This window comes from Rhodococcus sp. KB6 (assembly GCF_001445685.1).
Taxonomy (GTDB): domain Bacteria; phylum Actinomycetota; class Actinomycetes; order Mycobacteriales; family Mycobacteriaceae; genus Rhodococcus_F; species Rhodococcus_F qingshengii.
In genome coordinates, this window is sequence record NZ_LNAK01000120.1 from 412,539 (window position 1) to 434,650 (window position 22,112).

Here is a 22,112-nt window from a genome sequence, read left to right on the forward strand (position 1 = left end):
TACAATCCCCTGGTGTTCGTGACCTATTCGTCGGCGTGAAGGGGCGCGTCGTCGATCAACGCATTCAAGAGCACCGTCATCAGATCGACCAGTACCGACACGGGAGGACGAGGCTCCGCAGTGCTCCACTGGTGCACCAGCGCGGTAAGCGCGCCGATGAAGGCGGTGGACGCCCACCGGTAACCGCCCGGCGGTTCGTAATCTTCGCCCACGATCCCTTTGATGATCGACTCGAAAAATGTTGCCCAGACCGAACGTTGGTCCACACGATGCTTTTCCACCCGGGGACTGACACCTACGACGTCGATGAAGGCAACGTGTGCGCGTCGTGGGTCACTTCCGACCGACTCGACGAAGGCGGCCATGGCCGTCGCTGCCTTGTCACGGAGATTGACCGAAGGCTCTGCATCGAGTGCGTCGACCATTGCAATTCTGGCGTCGAGTTGGATCTGGTCGTACAGCGCGAGGAGTAGATCCTCGCGACTACCGAACTCGTCGTAGAACTGCCTTCTGGCCAGACTCGCGGACGCGCAGATATCCGCCACCGAACTTCCGGCATACCCCTGGTCTGCAAACACGCTGAGAGCAGCATTCAAAAAGAGGGAACGGCGTTCGGCCTTGCGAGCCGCGACCGACCTTCCGCCGTAATTTCTGTCCGTTTCAGCGATTGCCACGTCTGCCAGAGTATGCGGCATCGCGCCGCACACAAAACGCATCTGACCTGCTGCGAAGTTCCTTCACCACCACTACCGGCGCATCGGCACTGCAGCACGATCAGGCCAATACGAAGGCCACGGCAAAAAGTGTCCAGGCGGCAGCGAGAACCGTTGACGCCGCAGTAACTGCCCCGGTCACGGCAGGTCGAGTGCTGCGGTTGCGCGCGGCGATGATCCCGACCGTCATCAAAGTCAATGCCACCAGGAACGACAAAACCACGATTTTCACCAGCAACCCCTTCGACGACGGTCAACAGAACCGGAGACTATTTAGATAGTACACAAATAAATCGTGCATTAATTAAACTCAAAGTCTGTCAGGGGATTCTTGACAGAATTCAACAGCGCCTGTCAGGCTAGTCCTGACGAAAGGAGAACTTTTCATGGAAGACCTGATCGAACGCGCCCTGACTGCGAAGATCGAGACCGCCGCGATCACCACGGTCAACGCCGCGATCACCGAGGCCGGCACTCAGGCAGACAAGATTGTCGGAACAGATCCTTTACCTGGTAGCCCTGAGTGGGAGGCAGAACAGGACACCGACATCCCGGCGCAGCGTCAGATGGCGTGGCAGTTGGCCTGTTTCCGGATTCAGCTCGCCGCGGGTATCGATTCGACGGCAAGCGTCATGAGCCTGCGTAGATTCGGCGCAACATGGTCAACCATCGGCCGCGCAGCGGGAATTACCCGTCAGTCCGCGCATGAACGGTGGGGTCGACGTGTATCGGACATGCTCGATCCCTACGGAGTCGGGATGCCGCCCTTGGTGCCGAATGATGATCCGACTCAGCCCTGACTAACAATCGCGTGACTACCGATCCGGCAGCAGCGCATCGGCTTTCGCGACCAGCACAGCGCGCTCACGCTCGTTCCCGGCCAGCCGAGCCGCTTCGAGGAGTTCGGTTCTAGCCTCCTCGGATCGGCCGAGCTGACTGAGCAACTCCCCCCGAACGCTGGGAAGCAGGTGGTAGTCGGCCAGTTCACCTGAAGCGACAAGCTTGTCGACGAATTCGAGCGCAGGGCCAGGACCGTATGCCATGGATACCGCCGCCGCATGATTGAGGTCGACCACAGGCGATGGCGTCAGTTGCGCCAGAGCCTCGTAGAGGATGACTATCTTCTTCCAATCAGTGTCTTCGAAAGTTGCTGCTCGCGCATGACATTCGGCAATCGCCGCCTGCAGGCCGTACGGGCCTCGTCCACGCCCGACGGCGTCAGCTCGTTCCAGCGCGGCAAGCCCACGCGAGATCTGTAGGCGATCCCACCTCGTCCGATCCTGGTCAGCCAGCAGGATGGGTTCACCGGTCGAGGTTGTCCGAGCGCCGAATCTCGAGGCTGTCAGCTCCATCAAAGCGACAAGGCCGTGTACCTCGGACTCCCTGGGGACCAATTCGGCGAGTATTCGCGCGAGCCGCAGAGCCTCAGCACTGAGCTCCGCCCGCATCCACTCGTCCCCGGAACTGGCTGCATAGCCTTCGTTGAACACCAGGTACAGCACTCCGAGGACCGCGCTCAATCTGCTCGAAAACTCTTCTCGCCCTGGAACTTCGAAAACCGCTTTCGAGGCGGTCAGCGCCTTCTTCGCGCGGACTATCCGCTGCTGCACCGTCGCCGTCGGTGTGAGGAACGCTTTCGCAATCTCTTCCGTGGTCAAACCGCCCACCACCCGAAGCGTCAACGCCACCTGCGCTTTTCGATTCAACACGGGATGGCAGGCGATGAACATCAGGCGAAGGACATCGTCGTCGATGCGGTCCGGATCCCAGCTGACGTCGTCGAAATGTGAAGCGTCGTTCTCGAGTTCACGCGCAAAGTGGGCGTAGCGCTCGTCCAACCTCTCACGTCGTCGCCACCCGTCGATCGCTCGTCGTGTCGCCACAGATGTCAGCCAGGCAGCGGGGTTTCTCGGAACCCCCGTCGCGGGCCACTGCTCGACGGCTTCGAGCAGAGCCTGCGCGGCCAGATCCTCGGCGAGATCAAGATCTCCGACGGTGCGAGTCAACGTGGCGACAATCTTCGCGGATTCGATACGCCAGACCGCGTCGACAGCCTTTCTCGTTTCTTCTCGCACCGCCTCGTCGGTCATGGTTCAGCCTGCGACCGGACGATCGGTACCGAGCTCTTCACGCCAGCCGGCCTCTTTCTGGATGTACTCGTTGTCCTGATCGAAGTCCGACATCTCGCTCACGCGGCGTACCTCGAGCTTGCTTCCCGGCCCGAGCGGGCAGCGCTTCGCCCATTCCAAGGCTTCGTCTTTGGTCGACGTCTGAATGATCCAGAATCCCGAGAACAACTCCTTCGTCTCCCCGTACGGGCCGTCGGAGACCAGCGGAGGATCGGACTCGAAATCGACGATGAATCCCTCCTCCATCGCCAGTCCCTCACCGGCCAGCAAGACACCTGCCTTGATCAGGGACTCGTTGTACTGCCCCATCGCCGCGATGATCTCGTCGAAGTCCATGTCCTTGGATGCTTCGATGGCCTCATCGGTGGAACGCATGATCAGCATGTACTTCATGAGAATCTCCTTCGTTCGTGGACCGCTCTGTTCGGTCCCTCTGCTTACACGTCGAACGGCGCACTCACCGATCGACAAACTTCCGAAACAATTTTTCCGAGGACATAACCGCCGGTCGCGATACGCTGCCCACGGTATCGGCGGACGGGCCGTCGGGCCGGTCAGAAGTCGAGAAATCCCGGCACAACTTCGCGAACGAGCCCGGTCGCGTCAGAGCTCCCGTAGAAATACACCGACCCGTAACCGAATAGGTACTCCTCTACGAAATCGGGGTGGGACTCAGCAACCACCGGCCACCCCTCTTCGTTGATCTGGAACAGGAAGCTGTGTCCATCTGCCTCGACGGCATCGGCGTAGGACGGTTCGTTCTGAATGAGCACCGGTTGCGGAGCTATCAACACCAACGGCATCACCTCGTCGTCCGAGGGAATCCTGATCAACGCCGCGCTGCCAAGGCCCGCATGGCTGCCCGCCGATTCCGCACTTCGTGACGACGGCAAGTGCAGGACTGCCCTAACCCCGATGTCCGGGTATTCGAGGTCGTCGTCGCCGATGGAGAAACCTCGACGGATGAAGATCGAAAGCTCTCGCACGCCGAGCCACGGCGCCGTGTGTGCCTCGAGCGTCAGAAGGTACTCGTGCGACCGCAGAATCGCCTGACCAGCGAAAACCTGCGGAGGTCGTCCACCAATCCGTGCCCCACTTTTCGAATCGCTCGAACCCACCCCGAGATGTACCCTGTCCACCGGCGTCATCCTAGGGAGATCCGACGGGTGTCGGAGGGAGACTCTCCGATTTCCTACAATCCGCTGGTGACGTAGGCCACAATCAGGCTCGATGATGGGTGCATGACAACATTCCCGACTCTCGACCCCGAACTCGCCGCGGCACTCACCATGCTCCCGAAGGTGGACTTCGCTGATCTCCCCAACGCACGGGCCACCTACGACGCTCTGGTCGGCACCATGTCGGCCGACCTGTCATTCGACGGGGTCACGCTTCGTGAACTGTCGGCACCCGGCCTGGACGGCGATCCGGAGGTCACGATTCGTTTCTTCACCCCGGACAACACTGCCGGCCCTGTCCCCGTTCTGCTCTGGATCCATGGCGGCGGATTCGCAATCGGCACCGCAGAATCCAGCGATCCATTTTGCGTCGAGGTGGCGCGGGAACTCGGATTCGCCGTTGCGAACGTGGAGTACCGCCTCGCCCCCGAAACCCCCTTCCCCGGCCCCGTCGACGACTGCTACGCCGCACTCCTCTACATCCACGCCCATGCCGAGGAGCTGGGGGTCGATCCACGCCGCATCGCAGTGGGAGGGCAGAGCGCAGGCGGTGGACTGGCCGCAGGCACTGTCCTCAAAGCCCGTGACGAGGGCGTTGTGCCCGTGGCCTTCCAATTCCTCGAAATCCCTGAACTCGACGACCGCCTGGCGACGGTCTCGATGACGAACTTCGTCGACACCCCCTTGTGGCACCGCCCTAACGCCATCCTGTCGTGGAAGTACTATCTCGGCGGGTCATATTCCGGTCCCGAAGATCCTGACGTGTCCATTTACGCTGCGCCGTCCCGGGCTACCGACCTCACCGGTCTGCCGCCGACCTACCTGTCCACCATGGAACTCGACCCGCTCCGCGACGAAGGAATCGAATACGCCCTTCGGCTGCTGCAAGCGGGAGTCAGCGTCGAATTGCATTCCTTCCCCGGAACCTTTCACGGGTCGGCACTGGTCGCGACCGCCGCGGTCAGCGAAAGAGGTGCCGCCGAAGCCCTCACTGCGCTCAGGAGAGGGTTGCGTTCGCTCTCGCCGGTCTCGTAGCGTTGCGAGATGCAAGGACTGATGTACCGGCTTGCCGAGCTCGATGCAGACTCGGCAGGCCTGGTACGTGTCATCGATTACTTCGACGCCCTCGTGCGGCACGGCTCCGACACCGCGTCTTTGCTTCGTGCGAGCGCGCAGTTGGCGGACTGCGTCGTGGGTATCGAGATCGTCGAGCGCGGCAGAAGCAAGAAGAATTTGCGCCGTTGCGATCCGCGCGGCCGCTGGTCACCCGATCCTCAGCTCCCACCGAGCATGACCAGAAACATTGCCGTAGACGACGAGGTTCTCGGAACGGTATGGATCGAACGACCCGGGGCCAGCTTGCCACTCGACGAAATGCTCGTCGACCGGATGGCCCTGACCGCAGCGATAATTCTGCAACCGCGACGCCTGCCTACCGAAGCCGAGCACACTCGAAATCTGTTGTTCCCGATGGATGAACTCGCGGTGCTCACCTCCTGCGCCGGTCTCGGTATCGCACCCCAAACCCCAGTCCGTGTAATGGCAACCAAGGCAGTCTCAGACACGGCCGACGGCACTGCACACCTTGCCATTTCGCCAGATTGCACACCTGGCAAAGCCGTTGGGATAGACGCTGACGGCGAGTATCTGAATCTCGTGACGGGTTCGTTCGCACCCACACCCGAGCTGTCCGAGGCCGCGCTGTCGTCATTCATTCGCGCCGGAATATCTTTGACTGCTCCCGCTTCCGAAGTGAGCACAATACTGAGCACTGCACGATTCGCTCGAGCACAGGCGTCGGCAACAACACCGATCGTGAACGCCGACAATCTCGGCGCCCTCAACCTCCTGGCGCCGGGACCACACATCGATCACTCGCGAATACCGGATCTGGTTCGTGCCGAAGAGATCGGCGACACCAAACAGGGATTAGAACTACTCGAAACCTTGAGGTCATACCTGCAGTCCGGAACCTTGAGGGCCGCAGCCGATTCCATGCATCTTCACCACAGCAGCGTCGCGCACCGATTGGCGAAACTGTCCCAGCACGTCGGATTCCACGTCGACGCCATCGAGAACCGAGCACGCGCAACGGCCATGATGCTGGTACTCGATGGCGGATAGGACCCACCGCGCATCACAGGCACTACGCAGTGGTTGACGATCTTTCGCGTTCAGCGAGCGCAACAAACGGCGCAAGCGCCGGATTCGGATTATCCGGGCGGTAGGTCACTGCCACGTCGAGAGTTGGTTGCTCACCGGCGATCTCACATAGATGGACACCCGGGATGCGGAGCATCCGCGCTCTGCCCTGGGGGATCGGCGCAATACCCACCCCGTCCGAGACGGCATGCAGCACCTGCTCGTCGTCGGCCTCGAATCGAACGATGCTGGGCGCCCCGTTTGGCCAAAGTTGTTCGAGAGTACGCAAATACATCCCCGGGGCGTTGGCCTCCGGCCAGAACACAACGGGGACGTCCACCAGATCTCCGAGTTCGAGCGTCGCTCGACCACCGAACGGATGATCCACGGGAACAGCGACCAAGATAGGTTCGGTATCGAGGACGATCAGGGGAAGTTCTCGATCGTCTTCATCGAGCGGCGGGCGAACAACCGCAATGTCGACGGCTCCGGTTCGGACGAGGTCGACAGTCTGCGCCGAAGTGCCACGATGAACGACAACTTCGACGCCCGGGTAGAGCCTTCGATAGGTGCTGACCAGATCCGCGACTGCGCCGCCCGCCCACGAACGGGTGTACGCGATGCGCAGTTCTCCGTCCACACCGCGCGCGGCCAACCGAATTCGTTCGACCGCCCGGTCCGCACACCCGATCAAAAAGCGCGCCTCTCGTACCGCCACCTTGCCGGCTTCCGTGAAGGTGAACTGCGGACCCCGACGATCCACCAGCGGAACTCCGAGTTCGCGCTCGAGAACCTTGATCTGTTGGCTGAGGGCCGATTGCGCGACGTGGACGTTCGCAGCGGCTCGAGTGAAGCTCCCATGATCCGACAGAGCGATCAGATAACGGGCACGCTGCAGGTTCATACGGCGATTATAAGAAAAACAGATGGTGGTGTCACTACTTGGTCTTGGACACGGCATCACCTGAGGTCGGAGGATCGAGTTCACGTTGATCCACCGTCTGTCTCCCGAAAATTGTCACCCGAACGATCACAAGGTTGCACATGAATCCCCGAGCACTCACTGAACCTGCAACAGACGCGAGGCTTATCGACGCCCTCGCAGAGATCGTCGGCCACACGCATCTGCTTACCGATCCCGAACTGATCGAGGGCTACACACGTGACTGGACGGGACGTTGGATCGGCGACGCGATCGCGGTCATCCGCCCCGGCAACACCTCCGAAGTGTCTGCGGTTCTTCGAGCATGCTTCGACGCGGGGGTTCCCGTCACACCGCAAGGCGGCAACACCGGACTGGTCGGTGGTGGAATCGCCTCGGCTGGGTCCGTGGTGCTGAGTACCAGGCGTCTGGAAACGATCGAAGCCGTCGACCCCATCGGTCGGACAATCGCAGCCGGCGCCGGCGTGACCGTTGCTCGCGCCGACCTGGCGGCATCGGCACACGGTCTCCGCTTCGGAATCGATTTGGCATCAAAGGAATCCGCGACACTCGGCGGCATAGTCGCAACCAACGCCGGTGGGACGCGCATGGTCCGACATGGAAATACGCGCGCACAGATACTCGGTATCGAAGCCGTGCTCGCGGACGGTTCGGTACTGAGTAGATGGACTCCACTCGTCAAAGACAATGTCGGATACGACATTCCAGGACTTCTCGCCGGAAGTGAGGGAACGCTCGCAGTCATCACCAAGGTCCTGATGAAGCTGGTCACCCCGGCGACCGACACCCAGGTCGTGCTCGCGGGTGTACGCGACGTCGATCAAGCGCTTCATTTGTGTAATCGCGTGCGTCAGAGCGGATTGACCGTCGAAGCCGCCGAGATCATGACCGACGACGGCATCTCCCTCGTCTGCGCACACACCGATGCCCGTCGCCCGTTCGGCACCCCTTCACCGATGTACACACTCATCGAGGTGTCATCACCGCGCGAGACGGAAGAGTCGCTCCTCGAAGTACTCTCCGACTCTGCCGACCTCATCGAGGACGCGACGGTCGAGCCTGGGCCGGCTCGAAAACTGTGGACTCTGCGGGAAAGCCATACCGAAAGCATCAGCGCGTCGTCGACGACGCCGGTAGTCAAGCTCGACATCTCCGTCCCCTTGTCCGTGATGGGAATGTTCATCGACAACCTCCGAGAAAGCCTGGCACAACGATTCCCCCTCGTGCGGCCAATCCTGTTCGGGCACTTCGCCGACGGAAACATTCATGTGAACCTTCTGGATGCCGAGCCGAGGGTCGCACACGAACTGACCGATATGGTGTTCCGACTCGTCGCCGCCCACCATGGAAGCATCAGCGCCGAGCACGGGATAGGCCGCGCGAAGTCGCCGTGGATATCGCTGGGGCGCACTGAAACCGACATCGCCGCAATGCAGTTGATCAAATCGTCCTGGGATCCCCGTGGAATCCTCAATCCTGGAATACTGTTGCCGGAAAAAGTCGGGTAAGCAAAAGGGGTCTCATGCAGGATCTTTACGTCGTCACTCATCCTCATGCCGAACACACAGCGCAGGACGTAGTCGGCGGTTGGCACAATTCGGTTCTCACCCCCGCTGGTCGGCGCGATGCAGGTTTGATCGCCGAAGCACTGAAACGACGACGCACCGGAACTTCGCGCGCGGTCCGCATCACCTCGTCCGACCTCGAACGGTGCACCGAGACATCCACGATCATCGCCCGGACACTCGATGCTCCGGCGACAACGGATTCACGATTGCGCGAAATCAGCTTTGGCGAAGCCGAAGGACGCCCGAACTCGTGGCTGGCCCAGCGGCAGGTCCCGGCCCCTGACAACAACCGCCTCGATCACCGTGGCCCCGTTGCCGGTGCCGAGACCCGCCGCGACATCGCATCAAGGGTTCACGAGTGCATGTGCGAACTGATGGACGATCTCGATCACGATCACATCGTCGTAACCCACGGCTTTGCACACACATTCGTCGTCTCCGCCTGGCTACAGATTCCCGTCGAAGCCGCAGGATTTGCGACCTTCGCGACCACCCCGGGTGCAATCACACATCTCCGACACGACGACTACTGGCGCAACCGAACCCTCGTGCAACTAGCTGATACGACGCACCTGGACTGTGGCACGATGGCCTGATGCGCCATGTCTCCGACGACGAACGCCGTGCTCGCATAGGAGTACGTCATGCGCTGGAGCCAATGTTTCACGTCGATTCGCCGGAAGCTGCCACGCGGGCGATGACGGTACTGCACGCCACCGAGTCAGCGACGGTCTATCTGTCTTGCCGGGCGAGGGTTCGGTCCGTGGACGCCGCCGACGTCGACCGCGCCCTGTACGACCAACGCAGTCTCGTGAAGCAATTGGCAATGCGCCGCACACTCTTCACCTTTCCCCGCGACTTGCTGCCGGCCGCGTGGTCGAGTGCGTCCGCCCGCGTCGCGAACACCGAGCGGGCACGAATGGCCAAGGATGTCGTCAAGGCCGGACTCGCCGTCGACGGCAACGACTGGCTCGATCGCGCACGGACGGAAGTGCTGAAGTTGCTCACCGATAGGCCTGAAGGGCTTTCAGCGGTAGAGATTCGTCAGGCCGTGCCGATGATAGACGTCAAGGTCGAGGGTTCGGCAGGTGAAATCTGGTCGGCACCCAGGGTTCTCACGCATCTCGGGGCGACCGCAGACATCATGCGCGGCACCAACACCGCCCGCTTCCCCGTCTCACGCCCACTGTGGACTCTCACTCGACACTGGCTCGACGACGCCCCCGTCGATCTCGAATCTGCAGACGGCTATCGAGAAATAGTCCGCCGTTGGCTCTACACCTTCGGACCGGGCACGGAAGACGACATCGTCTGGTGGCTGGGCTCGACGAAGACGGTCGTCCGGGCCGCCCTCGCCGAACTCGACGCCGTTGCAGTCTCACTCGACGGAGGCGACACCGGCTGGTTGCTACCGGATGACGTCGCCACGGTGCCTGATCCAGGTCCTTGGGTGGCACTCCTACCGGTGCTCGACCCGACGATCATGGGGTGGAAGAACCGTGACTTCTACCTCGGCCCGCACCGCAACCAACTCTTCGACACCCGCGGTAATGCCGGCACCACCGCATGGGTCGACGGTCGCGTCGTAGGGTGCTGGATCCAAGACGAAACCGGTGTGGTGCACGTTCGATTGCTCGAGACCGTGTCAGCGTCTGCGCGACGTTCTCTCGATGCCGAGGCGGCGCGCCTCACCGAGTGGCTGGGCGGCGTCAGAATCGGCACGGGGTACGTCTCACGGGCTATGAAGCAGGCGGCTGAAATTGCTGGAGCCACGCCTTGACTATGTGACCAGAACACTGTTCTAGCTGGTCTTTCTGCTAACGCCATCCATACGCGGCAAGGCAACCATCGACAAGTGTACGAAACGTACAGTACACTTCGAACTTCACCGATTGACCGATCTAGGAGGATCCATGGAAGGTCAAGCAGTTCGTGAATACGGTGCGTACATCGATGGAGCGTTCCGAGCCATCGGCACATCCACCTTCGAGGCGCGTGACGCCGCTTCCGGCGCTCTACTCGCCACACTGTCCCGATGCGGGGCAGAAGAAATCAATGATGCGGTCGAAGCCGCCAGGCGGGCATTTCCTGCATGGGCGAACCTGACCACTGAAGAACGATCCGCAAAAATCTTGCAGTTTGCCGCGCTCGTGGAGGATCGAACCGAAGAGCTTGCCCAACTCGAGTGCAGGGATACCGGGCGGCATATCAGGGAGATGCGAGAGGACTATCGAGCCGCCGTCTCACACCTGCGATACTTTGCGTCAATCTCGTTGGCCCACCATGGCTTCGGCCGCGAGTTGGCATCGGGATACCTGGTCGCGAAGCGAGTGCCATTGGGCGTATGTGGACAGATCATTCCCTGGAATGATCCCGTGGTGATGACGGCATTCAAGATCGCGCCGGCTCTCGCAGCCGGAAACACCGTCGTACTCAAACCTGATGAAAATGCCTGTGTTTCAGTCATGGAGCTGGCCAGGATCGCCGCCGACGTGTTTCCCGCAGGCGTTTTCAATGTTGTCCCTGGTCTTGGCGAGGAAGCCGGCGCCGCCTTGATAGACCATCCGAAGGTCAGCAAACTCGCTTTCACCGGAAGCACCGAAGTCGGCCGACTCGTGGCACACGCCGCAGCCTCACGGCTGATCTCGACCACTCTCGAACTCGGCGGCAAGAGTCCCAGCATCGTGTTTCCTGATATCGAGGACATCGATGCAGTGGTCGCCGATGCCACCGCGGGTGTCCTCATGTGCAACGGCCAATCCTGCCTGGCCGGAACACGTCTCTTCATCCACGAGGATATCTATGACGCCTTCGTGGAAAAACTCGTCGCAGGATTCCGATCATTGCGAGTCGGGCCACCACTCGAGGAGGACACCGAACTGAGTGGATTAATCCACAAGGAACATGCCGATCGTGTGATCTCGATGATCAATTCCGGAATCGAAGAAGGCGCACAAGTACTTACCGGCGGCAACCGAACAGTAGTGCCGGGATTCGAAGCCGGAAACTTCGTCGAACCGACAATTCTGGAGGTCACGAACTCGATGCGAATTGCGCAGGACGAAATCTTCGGGCCTGTTTTGTGCGTCCTCAAGTGGAACAATTACGAGCAAGTGATCACAGAAGCCAACGACACTCCATACGGACTCGCTGCTGGGATCTATACCTCGAACCTGAAGAACGCCATGGAAACCGCGGACCGTCTCGATGCGGGCTGCGTCTGGATCAATCAGTACTTCAATCTGGGAGGCGGCGTCCCCTTCGGCGGATTCAAGGAAAGCGGTCTCGGGCGAGAGTTCTGCCTCGAGACGCTCAACGAATACACCCAACTCAAATCCATCACTGTCGCCACGTCGACGCCCACGACAAACCAAGGAAACACACATTGAATATCTCGGGAAATACCATCTTCATTGCCGGCGGAACCTCCGGTATCGGGCTCGCACTTGCAGTGGCATTGCAGAACGAGGGGAACAAGGTAATCATCGGTGGACGGCGATCCACTCTGCTGCAAGAGATCTCGAGCAAGCATCCGAAGATCAGTACCGTCGTCATCGACGTAGACGACCCGAAATCCATTCGAACGGCGTATGAATCCGTAACGGAGGACTTTCCCGATCTGAACGTCCTTGTGACGATGTCGGGAATCATGTACCCGGAGGACCTGAAGAACCCGGACTTCCTCGACGTCGCCGAACGAACGATCACGACGAACCTACTCGGGACTATTCGACTGGTCGGCCAGTTCATTCCGCATCTGTTAACGAAGCCGACCGCCACCATCGTCACTGTGTCATCCGCCGTCGGCTTCGTCCCACTTCCCATCACGCCCACGTACAACGCCACGAAAGCTGCCGTTCATCTCTTCACCGAGAGCATGCGCGTTCAACTCGCCGATACTTCGATCCAGTGCATCGAACTCATCCCACCGGGCGTCCGCACCACACTGATGAACCAGGAGAACTCGGAATCGGCTCTACCCCTTGATGATTACATCGAAGAAACCATTGCTCTACTGAAAGCTGACGACAACGCCACAGAGATTGTGGTCGAAGCGGCCAAGCCACTTCGTCATGCCGAGATCAACGGTGAGTACCAGAACGTGCTGAAAATGCTCAGCTGACAGTGCCGAGTTGACACACATCGCGCAACGCTGGAGAGGGCAGTACCCTCTCCAGCACAAAGGATTTCAGCGAATATCCCCTTTAGACACCGTTCCGGAGTCCACGAACTGCATGATCGATGATCGAGCGCACCGTGTTGTCGTCGATACTCGCGTGCCCCACCAACATCCGGTAGATCAAGGGACCGAAGAAGAGATCGATCGCTTCCTCGATCTCGATGTCGTCGCGGAAGTATCCGGACTCAACGCATCGTCGAATCAGTTCGGCGAAGCCGCGACGACGTTCGTCGAGGAAGAAGGTACGGAAGTATGCAGCCGTCGTCGGGTCGTTGGCACACGCGCCGACAAGTTCGGCAAAGATCGACCCGAGTGGACCTCGGTAGAACCTTCCGATGTCCTCGAGGTAATCGTTCAAATCGTCTTGCGCACTGTCGGTCTCCGGAAACGTCAAGTGCCGGGCCATGAGCACACCGAACGCTTCAGCGGCGATCGCCTGCCGCGACGGCCAGTGCCGATACAGCGTGACTTTGCTGACGCCCGATTGCTCGGAGATCGCATCGATGGTCGCCGCCTTCATTCCCCCGGATTTCAGAAGCGCTTCCGCTGACCGAAGGGCCTTCTCGTGGGCCGCCTCGCTACGTGCACCGCTCGGAGGAGTGAGCAGTCCAGCCTGGGCGCCGGCCGAGTCTCGAAACACGCCGTCATCGGGAGCGCGCTTACCCATGTCCACTCCTTCGTCCTTCAATACCGTGCAGCACAGAACATTTCCCGGAATCGGACAACCCGGAACAGCCCAAGGCAGCAGCTCGTCGCGATAGCTACTAGTCGTATCGTACACATGGCATCCTGAGCAGAATTAGCAAGGCCACTTCAAAGATCTCAATCACATTGCGTCCATGCATGATTCAAACAACCGGCGCAAGCCTCTCGTTTATTACTCAAAAGTAAGATAACGTGTGGTCGTCATCACACCAGCCCGTCAAGTACCGAGAGACATACGAAACCGAAGGGTCGATCGTGGCATCAAAGATTCTCTTTCAGGGAGCGGTGGCGCTGACAGCCATTGCACTCACAGGCATCACAGCACCTACTGTCGCCGCGCAACCGTCGGCGGATTCCTTCTATCAGTACGACGGTTCGGCACCGCTGTCGTCGTATCAGCCTGGGGCCGTGCTCAAAACGAGAACCTTGCCCTATCACGTCGTCAACATTCCTACCCCGTTGCAAGCCGTACAGGTGTTGTACCGGTCGACCGACGCTCTCGGCCGGCCGTCTGCGAATGTCACATCGATTCTTCGACCACCCAATGCCCAGCCGGACAAAGTTGTCTCGTTCCAGTCTGCCTACGATTCGCTGAACCCGGAAGACGGACCGTCACGAGCAATCGCGGGGGACACCCCGATCGGCAGCCTTACCGTCAGCGGGCGCAATGTCGCCTTCGGCGGGACTCTCGCTTCCGGCGAAGCCGTCATGTTCGGTCCTCTACTGGCGCTGGGCTACACCGTCGTCATTCCCGACACCGAGGGCCCGAACGCGGACTTCGCGGCAGGACCCGAATACGGAATGATGACTCTCGACTCCCTCCGTGCCGCTCGCAACACATCCGAGACAGGTATTTCCGACTCAGCCGAGATCGGTCTGATGGGATACTCGGGCGGAGCAATCGCCACCAACTGGGCGTCCATCCTCGCGCCGGACTACGCCCCGGACATCAACGAGGACCTGATCGGCGCCGCCCAGGGTGGTCTGTTGGTCAACCCGGCAAACAACCTCCGGTACGCAAACGGAAGCATCGGTTGGGCAGGCGTTGTCGGGATGGCGGTCGTCGGACTTGCCCGTGCCTACGACATAGATTTCGACCCGTATCTCGGCGATCGCGGACGCGAACTCCTACCTCGGATCGAGGATGCCTCGATCGGGAACGTCATCCTGCAGTACCCGGGGGTGACCTGGCAGGACCTTGCCAAACCAGAGTATGCGAACCCCAACTCGGTGCCCGAGTACGTCGACGTGGCCAACAAGATCAACATGGGCAACGCGCCGATACCCACCATCCCGATGTTCATCGCTCAAGCCGCAAACGGAGCCCTCGAGGGCACCCAGCCAGGTGGACCGGGCGTCGGCCCTGGCGACGGAGTCATGGTTGCCGGGGACGTCCGCTCACTCGCCACTCGCTATTGCGACGCAGGTTTGTCCATCCAGTACGACCAGTACGACACCATCAGTCACGTTCCGGGTGGCGCGCTGTGGCTCCCCGGCGCCATCACCTGGCTCAACGACCGTTTCAACGGAAATCAGTTGCCGAACAACTGCTCGAACATCGCACCGGGCAATTCCCTGGCGCCGGAAGAACACGCGGTGGGCTGACGAATCCAACAGTCGCATCAGATACCGATTGCCAGATCGTCGATGTCTGCGAGCGTGCCGCCGTTTTCGAGGATGCTCGTGTAGTTCCGAAGTCGGTTCTGATCTATCTCGGTAGTGCTGACCCCTCGCTTCCAGTACCCGAAGACAACTACATCGTCCTTCGCCAGGCCGACTGTCTTGCGGAAATGCGCTCGAATGGCTCGCATCTCGTCCCGTTCCCCGGCACCCCACACCGCGTAGTCTCCTGGGTTATCGAGTTCGACGGCGTACCCGGCGAGGCCGTCTTCGACATGGTGCAGCTCGAGGCCGGGGATCACGGGTAGTTCCGCGAAAGCCTCGGCGTCACCGGTGGCGACCCAGCCGACGCCGGTCAGTCCCTCGGGCCACTGAAGCAGAATCGAATAGAGGGCAGGTATCGCGGTGTCGTCGGCGAACAGTGCGACGCGGCGCCCGGCGATCTCGGGAACGAGGAAGTGCGGGCGAGGACCGGTGAGTGAGAACGTGTCACCCACACGCAGGTCGGCGGCCCACCTCATCATCGGGCTGGTGTGGCCGTGCAGCACTACGTCGAAGGTCATCGAACTGCTCGGCGCGTTGCAGGTGCGCACCGTGTAGACGCGAGAGACGTCGCCGTACTGCGGACCGAGCTGGATGCGAAATGCGACGTTGGGCCGCAACCAATTCGGGTCGTCCGCCGACGAAGTCAACTGGACGGCGATGCGCAAGATGCTCTCGGTCGGCCGTTCGACGCGTTCGACGACGGCAACCACGTCGTTGAGACCGCGGTCGTGGTCTTCTCCGCGTGGCGCCTTTGCCGACGCAGACGTTTCAGTTTCTTCAGGTCGAGATGCGGTAGTCATTGATATCTCCTGATCGGTGGTTCAGTTGTGGACGGGTAGCTGACTGACAGGTCTTCGATCACGCGGAACAACAAGTGGCCGTCCGGTTTCCGGGTCTTCGAGAACCAGCGCCTCGAGGTCGAAGACTTCGCGCAGTAACTCAGGGGTGAAGACGTCCGAGGCACTGCCCTGCATGACAATTTTTCCGGACCGCATGGCAACTACGTGCGTGGCATATCTGGCCGCGAGGTTCAGGTCGTGCAGGACCGCGACCAATGTTCGACCGGACTGGTGGAGTTGGGAACAGAGGTCGAGAACCTCGATCTGGTGTGCGATGTCGAGAAAGGTGGTCGGTTCGTCGAGCAACAACACCGGGGTGCGCTGCGCAAGCGTCATGGCGATCCATACCCGCTGACGTTGTCCCCCACTCAGCTCGTCCACCAATTGGTCTGCTGCATATCGCATTCCGACTTCATTCAGGGCCTCGGAGACAACATGCTCGTCTTCGGGTGACCACTGGCGCAGCATGCTCTGATACGGATATCGGCCGCGGGATACGAGGTCTGCGACACTGATCGCTCCAGGAGAGAGCGGGGACTGTGGCAACAGGGCGATTCGCCGGGCGACTTCTTTGGTTCGATAGGACCGAATATCGTTACCGCCGAGCACAACACGACCCGATCGAGGTGCGAGCATTCTGCCGAGCGCACGCAACAAAGTCGACTTGCCACACCCGTTCGGTCCGACGACGACGGTGAACCCTCCATCGGGGATCTCGAGACTCAACTCGTCCACGATGGTTCGATCGGCGTACCGTAGTTCGATCTTCTCGGCACGCAGCCGCGATGTTGGGGTGGCAGTAGTCATGAATCTCTTTCGTAGCGAGTTTTTTCAGGCCTGACGAGCGAGCAGCCAGATCAGATAGGCACCACCGAGCAGACTGGTGACGAGACCGACCGGAGTGCGGAGACCGACCTCGACCGCTTGCGCGATCAAGTCGGCGCCCGCCAGCAGAACTGCGCCGAGCAGGAAGGAAGTCGCGACAAGAACACCGCTGCGCCGTGCCAACCGTCGTGCGATCTGGGGAGCGGCGAGCGCCACAAATGCGATGGGGCCGGTGGCCGCGGTCGCCGCGCCGGTGAGCGCGACCGCAAGCAGAATGCCGGCAAATCGGTATCGCTCCACGGAGATCCCGAGCGAGGACGCAGCGTCGTCGCCCATCTCCATCATGGTGACGCGCCGGGACACCACGACGAGAGCAGGAACGAGAACACCGACGGCGATCGCAACACTGACCGCGTGTGGCCAACCGCGCCCGGTCAGCGAGCCGGCCGTCCACTGCTGCACAACGGTGGCGTCGTCGATATCCGCACGCACCACCAGGAACGACATCACGGCGCTCAGCATCGCGCCCACGCCGATACCGACCAAGACAAGTCGAAGACCGCCGCTGACGCCGTCTTTGCGTGCCAGCGCGTACACCAGAAGCGCCGTCAGCATGCCGCCGAGAACAGCGGCGCCCGCGGTCTGCAGTACCCCGCCTCCGAAGAAGACGATCTGAACCACGGCTGCAGTCGCAGCGCCGGTGGTGAAACCGATGATGTCCGGCGAGCCGAGAACATTGCGCGAAAGCGTCTGGAAAACCGCGCCGGCCACACCGAGGCTTCCGCCCACGCCGATCGCCGTGATCAGCCGCGGCAGCCTGCGATTCTGGACGGACCGAACCGCCGCTGGGGCGCCTTCGCCGTGCAGGGCACGCAATACTTCACCCAAGGACAGATCCAGGGTTCCATACATCAGCGTGGCAAACGAGAGCGCCGCCAATGCCGCACTGATTGCCACGGCTACGAACAGCACTCGCGGAACTATCCGCCACGAGTACGACCCGATTCGAACCACCCAACCGCGGAACAGCGGTGGAACCGGCTGCGCTGCAATCGCATTCACAGCGACGCCACCCGCCGCGAGCGAACAAGCGCAACAAACAAGGGGCCACCGAGCACCGCCACGGCGATCCCCGTCTGCAGATCTCCCGGCGCTGTGGCAACGCGACCGAGAACGTCGGCCAAGAGCAGAAATGCCGGGGCGACAACGAGCACGCACGGCAGAAGAAATCGCAGATCCGGCCCGACGACGCCGCGCACGATGTGCGGCGCAGCCAGGCCCACGAATCCGAGCGGTCCAGCCGCCGCAGTTGCGGCCCCTGCCAGCAGGATGACTGCGACAGCGGATCCGACCCGTGCGGGTCCGGTGCTGGCACCGAGCCCTTTGGCGACATCCTCGCCGAGCGCGATTGCGTTGAGTGGACGAATCAGCAACAACGACAACACGATACCGACGATGACGAAGGGCAGAACAGTGACGATCACGTCTCCGCCGCGGCCTTGCAACGAACCCACTGCCCAAAATCGGAACTGATTGAATGCGGCCTCGTTGCTTATGAGAACCATGCTGGTGAGAGCCGTGATCGCCGTCGCAACAGCGGCACCGGCAAGCGCCATGCGCGCTGGGGTCGCGGCGCTGCGATGCGCCGACCCCAACATGTACACACCTACCGAGGCAACGGCCGCGCCGGCAAGCGCGAACCACAGATAGCCGCCGACCGAAGTCACCCCCAGATAGGCAATCGCAACGACGACTGCTGCTGATGCTCCGGCGTTCACACCGAGTAGTCCCGGATCGGCTAGAGGGTTGCGGGTGATCGACTGCATCAGCGCGCCGGCCAGTCCGAGCGCGGCCCCGACCACAAGCCCGAGAATTGTTCGAGGCAAACGTGATTCGATCACAATCAGGTGCTCGTTGTTACCGGCGTCGTAGGAAAGAACTGCATCGAGGACAGTGGAGACGGGGATGTTGCGTGAGCCGATGACGAGTCCGCCGACGGATGCCAGCACGATTACAACGATGGAGACGAGGACCAACAACCCCGCACGCGCTGCCGTCCCGGACCGCAGTGGCGCTTCGGTCCGGGACTGCACAGAAACACCCACGCGGTCATCCACCGAACGTGGACACCAGCGACTCGACCGTCTGCTTTGCACTGAAGTAGTCGAGACGGAAGGCTGCCGTTCCCATCGCGTATACCCGATCACCCTTGACCGCAGGTTGATTCGCAAGGAGCGGGTCGGCCGCGAGTTGCTTCTCCACGTCCTTGGGCCCCATCGAGACGGCAAACAGCGTCTGCGCCCCGTCTAGTGCGGCAGAGATGTTTTCGGAGCTGACGATCGCGACGCCGGAGGCACCCCGCTTGTCCGGAGCGACAAACTGCTCGGCGGGCTCGGCATAGGTGAAGCCGAGCGAGGCCAGCAGATTGCCCTGCGGGCTGTCGGCTCGGAACGTCCAGACACCGTCGGCACCCATGTAGACCAGTGCCGTCACCGGCTGCTCGGGAAGTTTGATCTTCGCGGCTTGGGTGGTGACCCAGCTGTCGTATTCGTCGACGGTTTTGGCGGCCTCGCTCTCGAGTCCGGTGACAGTCCCGAGCTGATCAGCGAGCTCCTCCCAGGAGCTGGCGCCGTAGTCGAGAAGAACAGTGGGTGCGATGTCGCTCAGCTGTGAGTAGGCATCGAGTGTCGAGTCGCCGCCGTTGGCGGAGCCGATGATCAGATCGGGCTCGAAGGTCTCGATCGCGTCGAGGTCCAGCTCGAGATTTCGGTAGAGCACCGCGACGCCACGATCAGCCGCCACGCCCGACCACTGGGAGAAAAACCCCTGGTCATCGGTCATTCCCGACGGCGTTGTCGCCGCACTCGCGACCACCGGCGCTCCGATCGCAAGCAGCGTGCCGGTCAACGACGGCGAGGTGGACACGATCCGAGTCGGCTTTGCAGTGATCTCGGTACTGCGGCCGCCGTGATCGACGGTGCGCGGCCAGCCCTCGGTGGCCCCGGAGGTTTCCTGGGTGCCCTCGGTTCCGGTGTCACTACCTGACGAATTCGAGCAGCCGGCAAGAGCGAGGGCGACGACCGCGGCGAGTACTGCCGCCGTCGGGCGTAGAGATCTGCGCATGAGTATGTGGCTTTCTGAAGATACGAGAGTGCGCCGCTGCGAACACAGTCGGCAGAGGTAAAGTTAGCCATACTTAAGTCGCAAGGGTTGTCCAGGAGCGCCAACGTGTTACCACTATCGGGAAGGTCGGACGCAATCGACTTGGGGCCGATCCGCGCCTGCCGCACCGAGCCAAGCATCGGCCGCTCACCGCTGTTGTTCTGGGTTCTCGCAGGTAGTGGACGCGTCAGGACCGGATCGACCGTCTACGAGGTGCCGGCGGGCGAGTTGTTGTGGATCCCGGCGAGCGTGCGATATTCGATGGAGACGGACTCGGATTCCGTCGCGTTTCCCATCCTGCTTCCGCCCTCGAACGGCGTCAGCGCCGGGCCGGCTACCGTGACGCGTCTGCGCGTTCCGCCCGGATGGGAAGACAGACTGATCCACGAGTTCGTTCACAACCTGGGCTATCTGCGCGGCGACGCTGCACACCCGTCGTCCTTGTTCGAAATGATTACCCGGGCCGACGACGGGGCCACCTCGCTGCCGCAATTGCCGCAATCACGGGAAGCGTTCGAGATCGCGCACGCCCTGTTGCGAACACCTGGCACCGACGACACCGAGGCACAATTCGCGAAGCGTGCCGGGATCAGCATTCGAACGCTCCAGCGATACTTCGTGGAAGAAACCGGCCTCACCTTCACGCGCTGGCGGCTTCGAGCTCGGATCGCCGCGTCGTTGGAGTACCTGAAGCAGGACCGCGAGATCGGTTGGATTGCAAACGAAGTCGGCTTCGAAACGGGCAGCGGATTCACGCGTGCGTTCCGGTCCCAGATGGGAGAGAGCCCGAGCGACTATCGCCGCCGGGCCCTCTCCGGTCCAACCGATCGCAGCGTGGACACCGACAACGATCAAGCATTGGTCCGCATGCTCGCAGAGACCAGGCAGCCCGGGGAAACAGCGCCGCCGATACCGGCCAATGCGACGTGGCCGCGCGTCAACGGCGCCCACGTCGCCGTGTGGGTCTACCGAGGCCAAGCCCGGGTGGACGTCGCGGACCGCAGCTGGGAACTGCGCACCGGAGAGGCCATGATTCTTCCTGCAGGCGTCCTCAATACCGTCACGGTTCCGACTGGTTCACTGCTTCTGCCGCTCGGCTTCCGTTCCTCGAACGGGTCGACCGTATCTGCCGACGCCCTCGAGACCGTGCAGTTCTCCCCCGCTGACGAGTTGGCATTGCTGCACACTTTCGTCGCCGCATACACGCCCTTGCGCCCGCGCGGCCACGACAGCGCCACGGCATTCGACATCATCGCCACCGGCCCTCTTGCACAACCGGTTTCGAACACCTCGCCCGCCGATTCGATTGCCACACGACTGGCAGCGACGATCGCCGCCCGCCCGGCCGACCCTCGCACTCTGGACGAGTGGGCGCAAGAGTTCGGTACCGACGCGGCCAGGCTGCGCCGGGAGTTCCGTATCGAAACCGGCACCACGTATCCGCAGTGGCGATCGCTTTCACGGATGACCCAGGCACGCACCCAACTCCAACTCGGGGTTGCACCCGGCACGGTGTCGAGGAACCTGGGTTACGCGCACCTGCCCGCATTCAGCCGAGCGTTTCGCACTGCGCACGGGATCTCACCGCAGCGCTTCCAAGCCCAGTCCGTCGAACGCGCCCTCTGGTTACGTTCTGTGCCGCGCGCCGCGGAGCCGAGCGCTCGGGTTCTTCACACCCACTGAACGAGTTGCCACACGATTCCGTTGGCGTCGACGAACTGGCAGTAACGCTCACCCCACGGTTCCGTCTCCGGTTCGGTGACGACGGAGGCACCTTCAGCAGCGATGCGGGCGAACTCGGCGTCGACATCGTCGACCACGAATGCAATGAGCAAGCCTTGACCGGCCGGACCTGCGACGAAGTCGGGCTTGAACGTCCCGAGCCCGGTGCGCAGGAAGACCACGTTGACCCCGGCATCCGGATGATTCAGGGAAACGAAGCCGTCATCGGCCATGGCCTCGGTGAAACCGAAATGGGTTTTCGCGAAGTCTGCCGATGCGTCGGTGTCGGCGACGTTCAAGGACAGAGCAGTGCTGGTGATTTTCATCGTGGGCCTCCCATG

At 61.5% G+C, this 22,112-nt stretch carries 23 protein-coding genes; 10 read left to right on the forward strand and 13 right to left on the reverse strand.

What is annotated here, in order from left to right:
• Window positions 1-23: 23 nt before the first annotated feature.
• Both ASU23_RS18285 and ASU23_RS34280 read right to left on the reverse strand, forming a co-directional pair.
• Window positions 24-695: a TetR/AcrR family transcriptional regulator gene (locus tag ASU23_RS18285; protein WP_172827073.1), complete on the reverse strand. Its 672-nt coding sequence runs from the start codon at window positions 693-695 to the stop codon at window positions 24-26.
• A 79-nt stretch (window positions 696-774) separates the two neighbouring features.
• Window positions 775-945, reverse strand: a complete 171-nt coding sequence (locus ASU23_RS34280; protein WP_007735738.1) for a hypothetical protein — start codon at window positions 943-945, stop codon at window positions 775-777.
• Between the two features lie 154 nt (window positions 946-1,099).
• On the opposite strand from ASU23_RS34280, the gene ASU23_RS18290 reads away from it, so the two are divergent.
• The gene (locus ASU23_RS18290; protein WP_058038422.1) at window positions 1,100-1,513 is read left to right on the forward strand and encodes a hypothetical protein; all 414 of its coding nucleotides are present in this window, start codon (window positions 1,100-1,102) and stop codon (window positions 1,511-1,513) included.
• 15 nt (window positions 1,514-1,528) lie between these two features.
• Here ASU23_RS18290 and ASU23_RS18295 read toward each other — a convergent pair whose 3' ends face one another.
• The 3 genes from ASU23_RS18295 to ASU23_RS18305 form a co-directional block, all read right to left on the reverse strand.
• Window positions 1,529-2,803, reverse strand: coding sequence for an RNA polymerase sigma factor (locus tag ASU23_RS18295; protein ID WP_058038423.1), 1,275 nt, complete (start codon window positions 2,801-2,803; stop codon window positions 1,529-1,531).
• Window positions 2,804-2,806: 3 nt separating this feature from the next.
• Window positions 2,807-3,235 carry a YciI family protein gene (locus tag ASU23_RS18300; protein WP_007735729.1) on the reverse strand — a complete coding sequence of 143 codons (429 nt, stop codon included), beginning with the start codon at window positions 3,233-3,235 and terminating at the stop codon, window positions 2,807-2,809.
• Between the two features lie 161 nt (window positions 3,236-3,396).
• Complete coding sequence (locus ASU23_RS18305; protein WP_054188299.1) at window positions 3,397-3,990, reverse strand: hypothetical protein; 594 nt, start codon at window positions 3,988-3,990, stop codon at window positions 3,397-3,399.
• A 93-nt stretch (window positions 3,991-4,083) separates the two neighbouring features.
• On the opposite strand from ASU23_RS18305, the gene ASU23_RS18310 reads away from it, so the two are divergent.
• The gene (locus ASU23_RS18310; protein ID WP_058038424.1) at window positions 4,084-5,055 is read left to right on the forward strand and encodes an alpha/beta hydrolase; all 972 of its coding nucleotides are present in this window, start codon (window positions 4,084-4,086) and stop codon (window positions 5,053-5,055) included.
• A 9-nt stretch (window positions 5,056-5,064) separates the two neighbouring features.
• The gene (locus ASU23_RS18315; RefSeq protein ID WP_233405604.1) at window positions 5,065-6,144 is read left to right on the forward strand and encodes a helix-turn-helix domain-containing protein; all 1,080 of its coding nucleotides are present in this window, start codon (window positions 5,065-5,067) and stop codon (window positions 6,142-6,144) included.
• Window positions 6,145-6,166: 22 nt separating this feature from the next.
• Here the strand turns inward: ASU23_RS18315 and ASU23_RS18320 are convergent, their stop codons facing one another.
• Window positions 6,167-7,066 (reverse strand): LysR family transcriptional regulator, encoded by a 900-nt coding sequence (locus ASU23_RS18320; RefSeq protein WP_042922908.1) that lies wholly within the window; start codon window positions 7,064-7,066, stop codon window positions 6,167-6,169.
• Between the two features lie 140 nt (window positions 7,067-7,206).
• Here ASU23_RS18320 and ASU23_RS18325 point away from each other — a divergent pair, with 140 nt between their 5' ends.
• From ASU23_RS18325 to ASU23_RS18345, 5 genes are all read left to right on the forward strand, one after another.
• Window positions 7,207-8,613 carry an FAD-binding oxidoreductase gene (locus ASU23_RS18325; protein ID WP_058038425.1) on the forward strand — a complete coding sequence of 469 codons (1,407 nt, stop codon included), beginning with the start codon at window positions 7,207-7,209 and terminating at the stop codon, window positions 8,611-8,613.
• A gap of 14 nt (window positions 8,614-8,627) precedes the next feature.
• A complete protein-coding gene (locus tag ASU23_RS18330; RefSeq protein WP_050654967.1) occupies window positions 8,628-9,269 on the forward strand; it encodes a histidine phosphatase family protein in 642 nt (213 codons plus the stop codon).
• The gene (locus ASU23_RS18335) at window positions 9,269-10,453 is read left to right on the forward strand and encodes a winged helix DNA-binding domain-containing protein (protein ID WP_058038426.1); all 1,185 of its coding nucleotides are present in this window, start codon (window positions 9,269-9,271) and stop codon (window positions 10,451-10,453) included. Before ASU23_RS18330 ends, ASU23_RS18335 begins: the two co-directional genes overlap by 1 nt.
• Window positions 10,454-10,586: 133 nt before the next feature.
• Complete coding sequence (locus tag ASU23_RS18340; RefSeq protein ID WP_058038427.1) at window positions 10,587-12,062, forward strand: aldehyde dehydrogenase; 1,476 nt, start codon at window positions 10,587-10,589, stop codon at window positions 12,060-12,062.
• Window positions 12,059-12,796 (forward strand): SDR family oxidoreductase, encoded by a 738-nt coding sequence (locus tag ASU23_RS18345; protein WP_054188305.1) that lies wholly within the window; start codon window positions 12,059-12,061, stop codon window positions 12,794-12,796. The genes ASU23_RS18340 and ASU23_RS18345 overlap by 4 nt, the downstream gene beginning before the upstream one ends.
• A gap of 82 nt (window positions 12,797-12,878) precedes the next feature.
• Here ASU23_RS18345 and ASU23_RS18350 read toward each other — a convergent pair whose 3' ends face one another.
• Window positions 12,879-13,520, reverse strand: a complete 642-nt coding sequence (locus tag ASU23_RS18350; RefSeq protein WP_058038428.1) for a TetR/AcrR family transcriptional regulator — start codon at window positions 13,518-13,520, stop codon at window positions 12,879-12,881.
• A 293-nt stretch (window positions 13,521-13,813) separates the two neighbouring features.
• On the opposite strand from ASU23_RS18350, the gene ASU23_RS18355 reads away from it, so the two are divergent.
• Window positions 13,814-15,163: a lipase family protein gene (locus tag ASU23_RS18355; RefSeq protein ID WP_058038488.1), complete on the forward strand. Its 1,350-nt coding sequence runs from the start codon at window positions 13,814-13,816 to the stop codon at window positions 15,161-15,163.
• Between the two features lie 17 nt (window positions 15,164-15,180).
• Here the strand turns inward: ASU23_RS18355 and ASU23_RS18360 are convergent, their stop codons facing one another.
• The 5 genes from ASU23_RS18360 to fepB are packed head-to-tail and all read right to left on the reverse strand — an operon-like array spanning window position 15,181 to window position 20,010.
• The gene (locus ASU23_RS18360; RefSeq protein WP_058038429.1) at window positions 15,181-16,023 is read right to left on the reverse strand and encodes a siderophore-interacting protein; all 843 of its coding nucleotides are present in this window, start codon (window positions 16,021-16,023) and stop codon (window positions 15,181-15,183) included.
• Between the two features lie 21 nt (window positions 16,024-16,044).
• Window positions 16,045-16,869 (reverse strand): ABC transporter ATP-binding protein, encoded by an 825-nt coding sequence (locus tag ASU23_RS18365; protein ID WP_058038430.1) that lies wholly within the window; start codon window positions 16,867-16,869, stop codon window positions 16,045-16,047.
• A gap of 24 nt (window positions 16,870-16,893) precedes the next feature.
• Window positions 16,894-17,949: an iron chelate uptake ABC transporter family permease subunit gene (locus ASU23_RS18370; RefSeq protein ID WP_082661421.1), complete on the reverse strand. Its 1,056-nt coding sequence runs from the start codon at window positions 17,947-17,949 to the stop codon at window positions 16,894-16,896.
• Window positions 17,946-18,992, reverse strand: a complete 1,047-nt coding sequence (locus ASU23_RS18375) for an iron ABC transporter permease (protein ID WP_253741387.1) — start codon at window positions 18,990-18,992, stop codon at window positions 17,946-17,948. Before ASU23_RS18375 ends, ASU23_RS18370 begins: the two co-directional genes overlap by 4 nt.
• A 4-nt stretch (window positions 18,993-18,996) precedes the next feature.
• Window positions 18,997-20,010 (reverse strand): Fe2+-enterobactin ABC transporter substrate-binding protein, encoded by a 1,014-nt coding sequence (gene fepB, locus ASU23_RS18380; RefSeq protein ID WP_058038432.1) that lies wholly within the window; start codon window positions 20,008-20,010, stop codon window positions 18,997-18,999.
• A 105-nt stretch (window positions 20,011-20,115) separates the two neighbouring features.
• Here fepB and ASU23_RS18385 point away from each other — a divergent pair, with 105 nt between their 5' ends.
• Window positions 20,116-21,732 (forward strand): AraC family transcriptional regulator, encoded by a 1,617-nt coding sequence (locus ASU23_RS18385; RefSeq protein WP_058038433.1) that lies wholly within the window; start codon window positions 20,116-20,118, stop codon window positions 21,730-21,732.
• On the opposite strand, the gene ASU23_RS18390 is transcribed toward ASU23_RS18385, so the two are convergent.
• On the reverse strand, window positions 21,720-22,097 hold the full coding sequence (locus ASU23_RS18390) for a glyoxalase/bleomycin resistance/extradiol dioxygenase family protein (RefSeq protein WP_030537422.1): 378 nt from the start codon (window positions 22,095-22,097) through the stop codon (window positions 21,720-21,722). The two genes, ASU23_RS18385 and ASU23_RS18390, sit on opposite strands and share 13 nt — an antisense overlap.
• Window positions 22,098-22,112: the final 15 nt, after the last annotated feature.